Genomic DNA, 14,587 nt, shown 5'->3' on the forward strand with positions numbered 1-14,587 from the left:
ATTTTAAATAATTTAATTTTTAGTAGAAGATAAAGAGGGCGGGGATGATCGATTTTTCAGCATTAGATAATGATTTTTCACAAAAAGAAATTATAGATCCAATTGAAATTTTTAGGGAAATGCCGAAACCTCTTGGATTTAATGATCTATATAGTAGTCAGGCAGATGTACTTAGGGATTGGTTCTTTAAACGAGAGAATAAAGATAATATTCTTAAACTCCACACTGGAGGAGGTAAAACTCTAGTTGGTTTACTGATTGCAAAATCAATTTTAAATGAGTCTAAAAAACCTGTAGTATATTTATGTGTTAACAATCAATTGGTTGAGCAAACATTGGAAAAGGCTCGGATGATGAATTTTCCTGTATGCGAGTATATTAAAGGAGCACCTCTATCTAGAGATTTTCTAAATTCTAAATCAATAATGGTATGTAATTATAATTGTTTGTTTAATGGTAAAAGTAAGTTTGGTGTTAAAGGTGTAACTCGTGATTTTGTTAATTTGGGAGGGATAATACTTGATGATGCGCACAGTGCTTTTTCTATCATAAGAGATGTATATACTTTAAGTATTGATAAAATCAAAAATAATGAACTATATATTAAATTTGTAGAGCTATTTTATAATGCTTTTGAAAAGATAGATAAAATAGTGACATTCGAAGAGATGGTGTCAGGTCAAGATACATCAAATGTACTGGAAATACCTTACTGGGATTGGCTTGATAAATATACTCTTTTAGTATCTGATTTGAGTAAAAATTTCTCAAATGAATTTGCATGGAGCTTAATTAGGGATAATTTAAAGTATTGCCACGTACTTATAAGCCATAATGCGATTACAATTACACCTATTTTACCAATATTAGAAAGTTTTCCATCTTTTAGTGAATGTTCTAGAAGAGTTTTTATGTCTGCTACAATTGCAGATGATAGTGAACTTATAAGAAGTTTTGATGTAAGCAAGCAATCTATTGAATCAGTCATTAAAAATAGATCTTTAGCTGGTATTGGGGAAAGAATGATTTTCATGCCAGATGAAATTCTACCAGAAACGATAAATCGACTTTTTAGTAAAGCCCAGACTAGAAAAGTCGGTTGTTTAGTTTTAACACCATCTGATGTAAAAGCTGAAAAATGGAGTGACTATGGTTATGTTCTTAATAAAGATAATATCAATCAAGGTATAGAGGCACTAATTAAGAGGGAGGCAGATAAACCAATCATATTATCAAATAGATATGACGGTATTGATCTAGCTGGTGATTCTTGTAGATTACTTATTTTAGATGGATTACCTATTGGAACCTCCTCTTATGAAATTTTCAGAAGCAATAGTTTCTTTGGGTCAAAAACATTATCGAAAATGATAGCGCAACGAGTAGAGCAAGGGATTGGGCGTGCAGCAAGAGGTGGTGGAGACTTTTGTGTTGTCATTTTAATTGGTGAAGATTTAAAAAATTGGATTTCACAAAGTCAGAACTATGAGATTTTGACAGCACCTAGTAGAACTCAATTAGAAATTGGTAGAAAGTTGACAGATATGGTGACTAATGAAAGTTCATTAGTTGATGGCTTTATGCAAAGTTTAGATCGAGATCCTAATTGGACTTCTTTTCATGCTAAGACTTTAGCAACAAAAATGGATGAGTTAGATGTTATAGAATCTGATTTAGAACCAGCAATGATTGAAAGAAAGATTTTTAGCTATTGGGTGAATAATCAACATCAAATTGGCTTGGATCAATTAGACAAGTTTTTAGGTATTTATAAAGATAAAGATAAGCAAGCAAGTGCGTGGCTATATCAACTTGCAGGAAGAATCACTTATAGTTTTAATCCAAGCAATTATCAAGATTATCAAAGATCTGCTTATCAACGAAATAGCAATCTTCTTAAACCAACCACAAATATAAGTTATGAGCATCTAACTATACCGCAAAATCAATCGACTGAAGTTGCAAAATTTATTTCGTCTTTTAAATTTAAGGATGGGATTAAAGCTGGGCTTAAAGAGATTACTTTACATTTGAAAGCAGAAAGTAGTGCAAATCTTTTTGAAAAGAATTTAAATGATTTAGCAAAATATTTAGGGTTATGTAGTAAAAGATTTGATGAAAAAGGGAAGGGGCCAGACCTAGTTTGGAGTTTTAGTAATAATCACGCTTGGGTTATAGAAGCAAAATCTAAAAAATCTGCTTCTTATAATAAAGATAATCATGGGCAATTATTAACAGCAGGAAAATGGTTTTTAAATCAATATTCATCATCTGATTATAAGTTGATTGCTATTGTTTCTCATAATATAGCAACTAATAACTCTGAAGCTGATGCTCATAATACATATAGTTTTTTATTAAATGATATTCATATATTAATTTCAAATTTGATAGGATTTTATACTGAAGTTGAGACGGCTCCTTCTGATACGGACTGGATAAGATTTTGTGAATTTAAGTTAAAGGATTATGGGCTTAGAGAGGATGATCTAATTAATTATCTTAAAAAGTTTGTAATAGACTGACTTTGCTCGTTAAATTGTTGGGATTAGTGTAATAAGCTAATCCCAATATCAGTCGCAAGACACTCTAATATTTTTCTATCTAAAGGCCACTCATCAACGACTAAATATTTTTTATTTTCAAGTAGCCAATATACAAATAAGATATAACTTTGTTGATAAAAATTGAAAGTTGTATATTTTGTTTTAATTCTATTTATTAAATATGGGTGTTCATCAAGCATCAAAAGTATTCTTTCAATAATTTTATCATCGATTAAATTTTCAAATGTATAAAAAACAATTAAAGATGAATTTTGATTGTGAGATTGTAATCCAGTTTTTGAAAAATAGATTGAGTCTAATTTTTTGATAATTTGAGACTCAGTAATGACATCAGCATTTAAATCTTTTGTAGCTTCAATAAAAAACTTGTCAGTAGTTTCAATTAATGCCATGCATTTTGCTATAGTACGTAGAACTGTAGGTTTAGTTGTTTGTCTTTTTTTGTATACAGTGCCATGTGTTAACTCAGCATGGGCATGTTGTAAAAGAGTTCTAATTTGAACTTCGCAGGGAATATTTGATGGTATTTTAATACCTTTGTGTTTAATCTCGTTTTTAGATCTCAAAATAAAATGCATTGATTGATAAGAAAATAGTAGAGGTTCTTTATTTTTTTCATCCTCATAATCTCTCGCAATAATACTATCCCAAGAATCATGAGAAGTTATTAATTGACTTAGAATGCGGACATCGTCGGTTAGTAAAACAACAAATCTTAGTCCAATCTTATCTTCAATATCATCATATGGATTTGTATATGCTTTTTCACGATAAAAAGCTTTATCAATCAGAGATTTGATGTTTTTGACTCTAATTTTAGGCTCAATTTTTAAAAATGTTTCGATCTTTAATTGATTTGATTCTAGGGAATTTAAGATTTGAGAGACGATATAGTCTCCCCATGCTTGATAGATAGGTTCTTCTAAAAGCCATTTTTCTTGGAACTCTTTTTCGTTCATTTCTTAATAATTAATTTCGATTTGACGACTATTTGAGTCCATTCTGGTACATTGCCATTTTCATCTCTATCTCCTTCAATAGTTGTAATTGAAACATCATTTTTAAATGTATCTGGATCAGCTTCAATTTTAACATTATTACTGAAAGTAACTTTGTGTAGTTTCAATTGATTTTTGATGTGCTCAACATCTTTTGTAAATGAAGTAATCGGGATTTTTTTATCTTTGAGATAATTTCTATATTCATCAATTATATCTTTTTCAAAAAAACTTTCTGCAAATTCAATAGGATTAACAACAGAAGATTGTCCTAATTTGAGATAAGTAGTTAAGGCATTAGATAATTCATATTTTTCTTCAGAACTCTTATTATCTAAGTTTAAAATAAACTCTTTGGTTGCATCATAAAAAAACTTAGTTGTTCGAGCACTGGTTTCAGGATAACCACATCCAGCAAAAGTACTATAAAAATACTCAGCCGCCGCTTTACCATCAACTTGACTAATTTGATTGTCTGAAATTAATACTGACCATTTATCATTAAGATTAGTGGACGAAGGCGCATAGTCTGATTTTTCACAAAAACCAATTGTTTTATATAGTTTTGATGAAGGTGTTAGTAACAAAGCTTCAATATGCTTTAATGAAATTTGTCCATTTTCAGTAGTAATTTTCTCATAGCCACTATGAAGATCAGCTTTCATTACACCAATAATTTTTTTGTCCAGTATCCCATATGTTCCAGTGAAAACAACAACAATGCCTCCACCAATTGAGCGCCCTTTCTCAAATTGCGCTTTGGCTAATCTAGTTGCGATAGCATAGGATGAATTAATAAATTCATCGTCAGAGTCATCAATTGCTTTATTTATGATGCTTGGTAAGCCAGAGCTTTCTACATCAATAATTTGCATTGAAACTGCTTTAGAATCTGAGCCTAAGGCACCAACAACTCGGCTATCAAAATCAGCTTGGGCTTTTTCATCAAATTTCGTGTATTCAGTACTTTTTTCAGGAGGTGTAATTGTATCGGCAGTTTTCTGAAAAATTTGATGGATAATAATTCGATTAACTGTGAGATTTGTTAAAGACATTATCTTTATAGCATCCGAATATAAAAGAAAATTAATAAGTATTGTGCATGATAATTGTGCATTATTCAATTTAGAAAATATATAATAGATTGATTAATAGCGACATTTGATGTCGTTTATCTTTAAACTTCGATGAAAATACATATGCAAAGTACTGAATCTGAAAATCAAGATCAAAACCTTAAGAATATTGAAAGAAAAATTAAATGGTCTATTAGATTAGCTATTCTCTTAATAGTTGGCGTGATTAGTAGCTATTTTCTTAACTTTCATGGTGAAATTGATTCAGATCATGGTACATGGGGAACATTTGGTGATTTTGTTGGAGGGACTTTAAACCCTGTTCTTGCTGCTTTTGCTTTTTATTGGCTTACGTCATCAATAAGATTACAACTTCAAGAACTCAGGGATACTAGAGATGTACTAAAAGAAACATCAGATCATCAACAAGCAATTGCTGTATTAGAAAAGCAAAATGTGAGCACTCAACAGGAAATACTAAAACTTCAGCGAGAGAATTTAGATAAACAAATTCAATCAGCCAAGGAGCAGCAGAAGCAAATAGCGATTCAAAATTTTGAGAATATATTTTTTGAATTACTCAAGACTAAAAATGATGTTATTCAAGATATTACATATGAATATAATCGAAATTCGTTTAATTCAAGATTAGGGAAAGAGATAGTTAAGCTTCGAGGAAAGGAAGCTATAAGTAGGCATATCATTGACTTTAAAACTAAGTTTAAAGGTACATGGAAAGAGTATTATGAAGATGAGCTAGTTGACTCATTTAGTCCATATTTTAGAGTTTGTTATCAGATTGTTAGGCTGATTGATAATAATGATGCTTTAAAAGATGGTAATGATGATGAAAATGGGTACTCATATAAACAAAAACAGTACTTTGATATCTTTAAAGCAACTTTACAACAGTTTGAGTTAGAGTCATTATTTTTTAATGGATTAAGTGGGTTTAATAAATATAAAAAAATTATTGAAAAATATGGCTTATTTGAACCTCTGATAATTGATGTAAATAAAGTTGGTCTGATTAATTTAATTACTCAATATGCATATATGTATAATGAAAATGCTTTCTGTGATAATGATTATTTTTCGATATATTTTGAAGATATAGGTAAAATAAGTTGTGATCTTGATTTTAATGTAATTAATACCATAAATGATATTTTATTAAAAAGTGGCGTGTTTTCTTATTTCTATCCAGATGAAATAACGAGAGTTTTAGGTTTTAGAGGGGCTAGTTTTTCTGATTTAGAAGTTTTGATACTGAAAGTTATTGAGGATAAAAATACTTTTATTAATGAGAGGGAATGTGAGATTTTAAAATCTGATAGTGCTGAATTTGAAAAACGAACTCGTGATCAAGTAATGTCTATTAAAAGGGAAATAGAGTTTTTAAAAGATACGGATTATATGAAAGCAGTTTATGCCTTAGTACAATATCGTATAAGCTATGATAGCTATCGCAATTTTTTAAAAATTTAAAAATATTTAAGATATATATTTAATTAAAGAGGATAACGCATTGTATTTATTTTTTAAATAATCTATTTGTTTTTTTCTATTTTCTTTAAGTTGTTCAATTTTGAATTGAAGGTCAGGATAACTTTTTTTTAATTCTTCATACATCTCTATTTCATTGCTAAGGTTTAAAATTTCTAATTTAAGCTGGTTTTGCTCGTCTATAAGTTTATCAATAGTATCATAAGGCTCGTTACAGAATTGATCTCTAAGATTCATCATTTCATCTGTTTCGGTATAGGTTGTATAGGGATTTTTAGCATCGTCTATTATTAAATATCCTTTTTTTACAAGTCGTTGTACTAAACGATAGACATTTTGGTAATTGATATTATTGTTTTCTACTCCTAAAAGTATGACTTTAGCTAATATATCACTGACTTGAAATGATGAGATTCGATAGCTACATAACACTCTCATAAATTGAGGGAATAGTGGTAAAGATTCTAGGTGCATGGCAATCTTTGATAAATAATGAGGATTATAGTCCGTGGATTAAAACACTTCAATTCCTGATAGTTCTTGTATTTATGGTTATCAACTATGAATACAGAATTAGCCTTGTCAATTGGCTCTAAAATTAGAGAAGCTCGAAAAAATAAATCAGTAAGCCAAGAACAGTTAGCATTGCTGACAACAATTGATCGTAGTTATCTTGGGCGAATTGAACGAGGTGAGGTGAGTGTGACAGTCGAAAAGTTAGCTCAGATTGCCCATGTATTGAACGTAGATATAAAGAGTTTAATACCTTAAAACTTGTTTTCGAATGTCCGTTCTAGTTCTAATAGTGCCTTTTTCTCAATTTTAAATATTCTTTAATTGACCATAAGAAGCTACCAATAAGAACTATTTCGAAAAAAGCGATACGACGCATTTTTTCGTAGTGTTTTACGAAAATAGGGGTGAAATCAATAATAGACTTTGATGTTTTATTGGCAGCTTCTAGAAGTAAATGTTGCATCCATACATCTAGTAAAATAAATAAAATCATACCAAAACAAGGCAAGAATAATATTGCTTTCCGTCTATGCAGAATTTCTACAAATGTATAAAACTCACTAATTAACCAGTCTTTCATGAAAAATTTCTCTAATTTTTATTGATCTTAAAGCCTATGATTTTATTATTGTTTTCCTCACTAAGAAACTGATTTTCTCGTTTCAACCTATGATTTTCGAAAATTAAAGAGTTGATTTGGCTAAGTTGAACATCATATTTATACTGAAGTTCATTCAATTGTTGCTTGAGCTTTAAAGCTTCATTTTGCATTACAATTTTTGAGTTCTTCTTACTATATTCCTTGCCAAGTCTTTTTGCTTCAGCTTCCCTAATATTATCTAATAACTCTGCAAGTTCAGGACGGGAGCGCTTTACAGCACCTCTTTTCAGGCCAGCTTCTAATGCTACCGTATCATTATTGATTTTTGAGCCTTTAGGTACTCGAATAGGTGCATTAGCAATTAGCCGATTTAGTGCTTCATTAAGATTCACTAAAGCTTTAGACATTTTTTACCTCTATGTATTTCTTACGAAGTTTTTCTAGAAGTTGTTCGACTGCTTTGACTTCTTGCATATACTGCTCATATAACAAAGACTCGTTTGTATTTAATTTTTCATCAGCAATTTTAGCATATGCGTTTTTTGCTAATTCCAGAGCATCAATGGAGTCTTCGTTGAAAATTGAATAAGAGCAGGGGATACATGCGGTAATATAAGAAAATCCTAACTTATTACAACCTGAAGTACGAGAGCATCCACCCAAAACTGTTTTCCGATAAGCAATTTTTCCTTCAAAAATATACTTTTCGGTCTGTTTTTTATCAGTTAAAAATACAGGAGCTTTATTTTGATCTTTAAGTATTTGTAGTCTAGTACCCTCACCTCCAAATAAAGGCGTATCTTTTTGTACTACATCCTTTGTGAAATCAGATAATTGTTCATATAAGGTTTGATTTCTGTATTCCTTGATTAGACTGGATTCATACTCTCTACCTGTAAGATTTTGATCTTGTATTATATTTTGAGCATTCATATAGTTTTTGCCGTAGTACAGCGTCATATCATAAGTGATATGTTTCAATTGACGTTTTAGTGTTGGAAAATTCACTAAACCACTTCGAGCACTGTATACCGTCAAAGATCTTCGAAACTGGTGGGTAGTAAACTTCCAAGGTTTTCCAATTTCAAGTTTATAGTCTTCCAACCAATTAATTAATGGATTAAAAGTATGTAACTCATGTAAATCATCTTCTGTGAAAATGATGGGATCTATCGCTCTATAAATTGAATAATGATCTTCCATAAATCCGCCTAAAGGCATCTCAAAAATGGGATGGAATGATTTTTCATGCTTAATGGCAAATGATGGAAATAGAGGATACGATTCAAGTTCTAAATGTGAAGTGATTCCTCGTTTAGCACACCATGATTGATGTGTTTTTGCCAGTTTCTGTAATGTATCAATAACATGGTGAATTACACTAGATGAAACCCAATACGTTGCGACGGCTCCAACTTGAGTAAACTTACTGGTAGTTCCTTTTAAAACCCATGCTGATGGCAGATTTCTTCTTTTTATCTCCTGATATGATACATAATTTAAATTTAATGCTTCTGATCGACGCATTCCGCTAAAGCACAGTAGTAGAAAGGCACCTAAATTTTGAATAGACTGAATGAAGAATAAGACACGTTGACTAAACCTTATGTCGTATTTCTCGCTTAATTCGGTTAGTCCGTGTTTTTCTAGCATTGCTTTAAATATTTTGGGTTTCTGACGATGATTATTCCCTTCTTTATATGTATGAAAGTCATTTTCACGAACCAAATTATGAATTCCATTCATAAATGGCTGTATTTCATCAAAGAATTTTAAACCACTATCAATAAACTGCCCGTAAATCCTAGATGGAATTAAAAGCGTCTGTTTATGCTCTTTCATTTCAGAATGCTGAGATTTTTTTATTTCTTGAATATATTTTTCACTAAACCCAAAGTTATCAATCTGATAAAGCATTCCTGCTTTATTAATAGAATTTAATACACTTAGATACTTCTTTTTACTTTCCCAACTTAGTTCTGATAAATGATTTTTTAATGCTTTGAGGAGCAATCCATTTTGCTTCATCTTTGTGAAATCACAATTATAATCTAAGCACAGATATGCAACTTTTCTAATCATCACAAAATTATTGTAAATTGTTGCCAATGTTATGTTGTTATCTCTTCTTTTTCTTGAAAATAAAAGATAAAACAAGGTAATTTTTATTTGGTGTGACAGAATGCCCTTATTGTTTGAAGGGTGATTTAAAGTAAAGTCAATTTCGGATTGCTTAGTATAATTATGAGCGTAACAACCTAACTCCCAAATCATACTTTCAAAGTAGCTTAATGGGTTTCCTAATTCATCTAAACTAATTACAGTATCATTTTTAGGGTGGTGATTAAATTCTTGTTTTGATGCTCCAAATGTATTTGCAATAGCAGGGATATTATTCATAAAAACTTACCCCTAAATCTGTAAGTGTATTTAGCATAATTTCAAAAAAAGGACTTAGTTTTCCAGTCCTTATTAATTTCAAACTAAACATAATAGTTTTTTCATTCTTCGGATCATTATTAAGAATAGAATCTAGCACATCATTTATTTTTTGAATAACAAGTAAAAGATTTTCTGAGTTTTGGCTAGAATGTGCCATTTCAAAAACTTTTTTAGCTGATAAAAGCTTATGAATATCCTCTTTGTCTGTATGGATGACATAGTTTTCGCAAAATAAACATGAAATTGGGTTGGAACAATTTGGTGTATCTAGATCAATATCTTGGTAAATACTTTGAAGTTTAGGTGCTTTAGTGAAACAGTGACCCATGTCAGTACTTAACGTGTTAGCCAAATTTAGCCTTATGGTTGAAGCAGTATTCGATATGATCGGTGCTGAAGTAGAGATACTTTGAAAGGTATTTGTCATTTCAGTTAAGACTTGAGATTCAGTAGCTTCTGTGTATGAGCTAGCAACGATTTGTGGGGTATTCCCTAATTTTTTAGCGACTATATTTAAGTTTTTACTTTCATTATGATAAATAATTGCAATAGTGGATCTTAATTTTGATAAGGGAATCCACTCTATTTCATAAAAATGTTTTATAAACCATGTCCTAAATATACCATGTTGGTTTTCAGAATAAGATATAATGAAGTTGTCTTTATAAATAGCTTTAGTGTTATTTAAACCTATGAAAAGTAAATTTTCACTTTCATCTGTATTATCATCAAACTTATAATTTTTTATTATCCATTCTCTAAGGTTTAAATAATCCAATAGTAATTTTCGAAATTTCAAAGGTAAAGCTAATTCAACAGTTTTATAGCCAGCTCTCGGTTTTGTGGTGATAATTCTCATCCCTTTTGTTGAAGAGTGTAAATCTTTTACGTCAGAGACTTTTAAGTTGTATATTTGTGATGTGTTTAGTGCTGATGCTGATACAAAACAGTTTATAAATGCAGTGATTGCCAAATTAGCAATTTTTGCATTATTTTGATTAAGCTTACCTACATTGCTTTGTTCTATTTTTTTGTTATTAAATACTTCATAAAATGAAACATCGATATTGTTTTTTTCATTTCTTAAATGAATTGGTAGAGTCTTTTTATTAATTAAAAAATCAGAAAAAATTAAAAAAATTGTTTTATTGATTTCGAAAAAATTTTGAAATTTATATTCTTCAACAGGAATGTTATGTTCTTTATGCTTGGATGCAATTTCTATATAAGAGTTTTTTACTTCTTTAATATCAATTTCTAGTGATCTTGATAAAATTTCTGCAAAAACATGTTGTTTTCTATTATATTGACCAAGATCTGTAATCGAATTTTTAAGTTTGGTTGCTCGATCCATAATTAAATATTGTGTATAGTCTTTATATATACCTAATGCTTGTGACCTTTCCTGTAATTCAAATACACCATAACGAGAGTATAGTTCTTTAATTACATTTCTAATGACTTTAAAAAAATGTTTAATTGAGGCATGAGAATACCTTTGAGTCATATCTAAAATATATTCATGTAAAGGGGAAATTAACTCTATAAACAATGAGTTTTTATCAACTAACGCATAATGTGTTTGTCTATTCATTGCTGTATGGTTTTGAAAAAAAATTGTACCAAAATCCAAATATGATATTTTTCCTACAACTTTTAATTTTAAAACGACATTAGGTAAATAAGAGCTAGATAGGGCGTCATAATCTTCTGGGAACAGATATTTAATGTCTCTTTCTTCGAACATGATTTTTAATTCATTCCCTGATAGTTAAATAGTATTTCTTCAAATTTCTTGTCGGCCTCAGTATTAACTTTTGAATAAGCAATGTACCTAACATAGTGAATTGTACTCATGATATTTCGATGACCCATTCGGCTTTGTATATACGGTAGAATTTTATCGATATCATTGACATGCTTTGAGGCAGATAGAAGCAGGTTGACTCCAAAAGTTGCACGTAAATCATGTAGAGTGAATGTCTTTATATCTTCTTTATTCTTGTGCATCAGATCAATCAATTTAGTCAGTGCTTGCCTAGCTGCATTACCTCTATGTATTGAAAACTTTATTTTTTTTGAAAATAATTGAAGATTACGATCCTCAATTTCTTTGATGGATGTGTAGTATGGGTTTCCATGTTTAGTAAGAAAGACGTAATTTTGATTTTCAACCTTATAAAGGCTCTTAGATGCTCTTTTCTTCCAAGATTCAGAGCTTAAATATTGATCTATATCTTTGATTAACCATGCTGGTACTTTTAAATTGTGTTCATAGCCACCCTTAGTATCAATAATTGATTTTCCACCTATTCGAATGCTGTAGGTATCATCAGCACTATTCAGCATTTGTTTAGTAAGTAACTCTTTTATATGAAATGCTCTTAACGTACAGATAGTTTGTAATCTTGCCCCAGTGTATAGAGCTATATAGCAAATAAGTTGAAAATCTCTAGAAGCATAATGTTCTAAATATTTAAGAAAAATTTGCTGTTCAATCGTAGAAAGTGGGTGAAGTCTTCCACCATCGATAATTTCATTTCCATATCGAGGATTAGGACTATGCCGAATTTTCAGATTTGAACTATTCACCTGTTTTGTATAAATATCACCTGAAGAAGTAATACATGACACATAGGTTTTAATTTTTTCATATGGTCGATTCTTTAATTCATCAGGGGTAAATACATTTTCTGCAATTAAGAAATCATAAAAACGTAAAATTCTGTTCATCCGTTGACGAGCAGTGCTTGGTGAAATTAAACCAAGTCTTATCCTTTGCAAAAGTGATGTATGAAATTGATAAGTCACTCTTTTTTCAGGCTTAGGAGGGAGGTGCAAGATATCTAATTCATTTTCCTCTAAGAATCTTAAAAAATCTATTAAGTCTGATGCAACAGACTCTAATAGAGCAGTGCTTTTTTTCTCATCGATGAGTAAGTGATTGAAATAATTTGAAGATAGATGCCATACAGTATTGTCAGTTTTGATCAATGACGGAAATCTTGGGCAATAGATACTTTCCATTTGGTCAAAGCTGTTTGTTATAGAGTCAAAATAGGTTGGACGATATTCTTTTATAAAATTTATATGGGCTTTAGATTTAGAAAAATACGGCTCTAATTTTTTGCTCATGTTTACCCACTCACTAAATAGTATCTATTTACAACATGCTATAAATTCCATATAGTTTTTACAGCACGTTGAGAAGGATACTACACAAAGTACATTGAGTATGGGCGGCCATGGTGCATTAACTTTAGCGTTGAAGCATCCTGACCTGTTTAAATCGGTTTCTGCTTTTGCACCGATTTGTGCGCCGAGTCAGTGTCCATGGGGTGAAAAAGCCTTTAGTCAATATCTAGGTTCAGATCGTCAGCAGTGGCTTCAGCATGATGCAACAGCTTTAGTGCAAACAAAAGGGGCTTTGTTTAAAGCCATTTTGATTGACCAAGGCATTGATGATCAATTTTATAGCCAGTTAAATCCGGCGTTGTTTCAGCAAGCGTGTGAGCAAGTTAGGCAGCCACTCGAACTGCGTGAACATGCAGGCTATGATCATGGTTATTATTTTATTCAAAGTTTTATGGATGATCATTTGCAATTTCACGCTGTCCAATTGCAAACAGTAGTTCATTAATCTAAAAGCCAGTGGTTAAAAGTGTTGAGGCATAGCTTGCTTTGATATACGTATAAATAAAGCATGGTGATGAGCATTGCCATGCAAATGAATAAATTCGACATACCAAAAAAAATAATTTAGGGTACTTATGCAAAATTCACAAATGGAAACGCCGCTTCCGCCAGAGCTGCCCGTAATGAATCCACCGAGTCTATTTGGGGAGACAGAACAGGCTAATGTTTTGGGACGAAATTATCATTTTAGGTTTAAAGGTAATGCATCTGAATATTTCGGTATTTGGATCGTGAATATCTTACTGACAATTGTTACGCTTGGACTTTATGCGCCTTGGGCAAAGGTCCGCCGTTTACGTTATTTTTACGGTAATACTTGGGTGTTTCAGCGTCGTTTTGATTTTACTGGTTTGCCTACAAAAATTTTAGTTGGACGAATCATTGCGTTAGTGGTCTATGGTGGTTTCTCTTTTGCTGCAAAATATTCTTGGGAAGCATTTTTAGCGGGCTTTGTCCTGATCTTCTTTGCGGTTCCTTGGCTTATTCGATCTACGATTCGTTTCCGCGCCCGTAACAGTAAGTTTAGTAATAGCCGATTCTTTTTTTCTGGGACGAATAAAAGCGCGTATTGGTGTTTTGTCAAATGTCTTGCGGTGGTTGTCTTTACCCTTGGTTTGTTTACACCAGTTGCGGTCTGGCTATATAAACGTGAATGTCTGAATCATTTGTATCTGGGGCAGTTGAAATTTAATCTGAATAATACTTGGGGCGATTATATGCGTGCCATGTATGTGCCTTTATTTCTGTTTATGGGCTTTGGTGCATTGCTGGCAGTGATCTTTGCGATACTGTTTGGTAGTTCAGATGGTTTAAATGACGCATCTTATGTCTTCATCATTTTTGGGATGTATTTGATTGGCTATATGTTTATTTGGCCACTTACAGCTGCACGTATTTTTATTACCACTTGGAATAACACTACGTTGAGTCGCAGTCAGTTTCATACGGACTGTAATCAATGGCGCTATGCATGGATTGTCTTGAGTAATTGGTTGGCTAAAGTGATTAGCCTCGGTTTACTTACACCATGGGCAGTTGTGCGACTATATAAATATCAGACTGAATCTTTGCACTTAATGTTGGTCGATGATCCAGACCAATTACAAAATCAAATGCAGCAAGATCACAATGCAATTGCTGAAGAATTATCTGATATTTTTGACCTAGATATTTCCTTATAACGTA

12 protein-coding genes and 1 pseudogene are annotated in these 14,587 nt (G+C 31.4%); 5 read left to right on the plus strand and 8 right to left on the minus strand.

Translation table 11 applies throughout. The features are described from left to right. The first annotated feature begins 44 nt into the window (after positions 1–44). Complete coding sequence (locus tag M5F03_RS10025; RefSeq protein WP_249708231.1) at positions 45–2,525, plus strand: DEAD/DEAH box helicase family protein; 2,481 nt, start codon at positions 45–47, stop codon at positions 2,523–2,525. A gap of 23 nt (positions 2,526–2,548) precedes the next feature. On the opposite strand, the gene M5F03_RS10030 is transcribed toward M5F03_RS10025, so the two are convergent. Both M5F03_RS10030 and M5F03_RS10035 read right to left on the minus strand, forming a co-directional pair. After that, on the minus strand, positions 2,549–3,526 hold the full coding sequence (locus M5F03_RS10030) for a GTP pyrophosphokinase (RefSeq protein WP_249708233.1): 978 nt from the start codon (positions 3,524–3,526) through the stop codon (positions 2,549–2,551). Next, positions 3,523–4,620, minus strand: a complete 1,098-nt coding sequence (locus M5F03_RS10035; RefSeq protein ID WP_249708235.1) for a nucleoid-associated protein — start codon at positions 4,618–4,620, stop codon at positions 3,523–3,525. Before M5F03_RS10035 ends, M5F03_RS10030 begins: the two co-directional genes overlap by 4 nt. A gap of 144 nt (positions 4,621–4,764) precedes the next feature. On the opposite strand from M5F03_RS10035, the gene M5F03_RS10040 reads away from it, so the two are divergent. Further along, positions 4,765–6,129, plus strand: coding sequence for a putative phage abortive infection protein (locus M5F03_RS10040; RefSeq protein ID WP_249708237.1), 1,365 nt, complete (start codon positions 4,765–4,767; stop codon positions 6,127–6,129). Between the two features lie 6 nt (positions 6,130–6,135). Here M5F03_RS10040 and M5F03_RS10045 read toward each other — a convergent pair whose 3' ends face one another. Beyond that, complete coding sequence (locus M5F03_RS10045) at positions 6,136–6,621, minus strand: VspR family transcription factor (protein ID WP_249708239.1); 486 nt, start codon at positions 6,619–6,621, stop codon at positions 6,136–6,138. A gap of 87 nt (positions 6,622–6,708) precedes the next feature. Here M5F03_RS10045 and M5F03_RS10050 point away from each other — a divergent pair, with 87 nt between their 5' ends. Next, complete coding sequence (locus tag M5F03_RS10050) at positions 6,709–6,918, plus strand: helix-turn-helix domain-containing protein (RefSeq protein ID WP_074947864.1); 210 nt, start codon at positions 6,709–6,711, stop codon at positions 6,916–6,918. Positions 6,919–6,946: 28 nt separating this feature from the next. On the opposite strand, the gene M5F03_RS10055 is transcribed toward M5F03_RS10050, so the two are convergent. Genes M5F03_RS10055 through M5F03_RS10075 form a run of 5 tightly spaced genes read right to left on the minus strand, consistent with a single transcriptional unit; the run spans position 6,947 to position 12,841 of the window. Next, the gene (locus tag M5F03_RS10055; protein ID WP_249708241.1) at positions 6,947–7,243 is read right to left on the minus strand and encodes a hypothetical protein; all 297 of its coding nucleotides are present in this window, start codon (positions 7,241–7,243) and stop codon (positions 6,947–6,949) included. Between the two features lie 11 nt (positions 7,244–7,254). Then, positions 7,255–7,671, minus strand: a complete 417-nt coding sequence (locus tag M5F03_RS10060; RefSeq protein ID WP_078389964.1) for a hypothetical protein — start codon at positions 7,669–7,671, stop codon at positions 7,255–7,257. Then, positions 7,664–9,664 carry a site-specific integrase gene (locus M5F03_RS10065; RefSeq protein WP_249708243.1) on the minus strand — a complete coding sequence of 667 codons (2,001 nt, stop codon included), beginning with the start codon at positions 9,662–9,664 and terminating at the stop codon, positions 7,664–7,666. The genes M5F03_RS10060 and M5F03_RS10065 overlap by 8 nt, the downstream gene beginning before the upstream one ends. Further along, the gene (locus tag M5F03_RS10070) at positions 9,657–11,453 is read right to left on the minus strand and encodes a hypothetical protein (protein ID WP_249708245.1); all 1,797 of its coding nucleotides are present in this window, start codon (positions 11,451–11,453) and stop codon (positions 9,657–9,659) included. Before M5F03_RS10070 ends, M5F03_RS10065 begins: the two co-directional genes overlap by 8 nt. A 5-nt stretch (positions 11,454–11,458) precedes the next feature. Continuing rightward, positions 11,459–12,841, minus strand: coding sequence for a tyrosine-type recombinase/integrase (locus tag M5F03_RS10075; RefSeq protein WP_249708247.1), 1,383 nt, complete (start codon positions 12,839–12,841; stop codon positions 11,459–11,461). Positions 12,842–12,938: 97 nt separating this feature from the next. Here M5F03_RS10075 and M5F03_RS10080 point away from each other — a divergent pair. After that, positions 12,939–13,346, plus strand: a pseudogene (locus M5F03_RS10080) (alpha/beta hydrolase-fold protein); the annotation flags it as partial. 130 nt (positions 13,347–13,476) lie between these two features. After that, positions 13,477–14,583 (plus strand): YjgN family protein, encoded by a 1,107-nt coding sequence (locus M5F03_RS10085; protein WP_372491139.1) that lies wholly within the window; start codon positions 13,477–13,479, stop codon positions 14,581–14,583. Positions 14,584–14,587: the final 4 nt, after the last annotated feature.

This window comes from Acinetobacter amyesii, from assembly GCF_023499985.1.
Lineage (GTDB): Bacteria > Pseudomonadota > Gammaproteobacteria > Pseudomonadales > Moraxellaceae > Acinetobacter > Acinetobacter amyesii.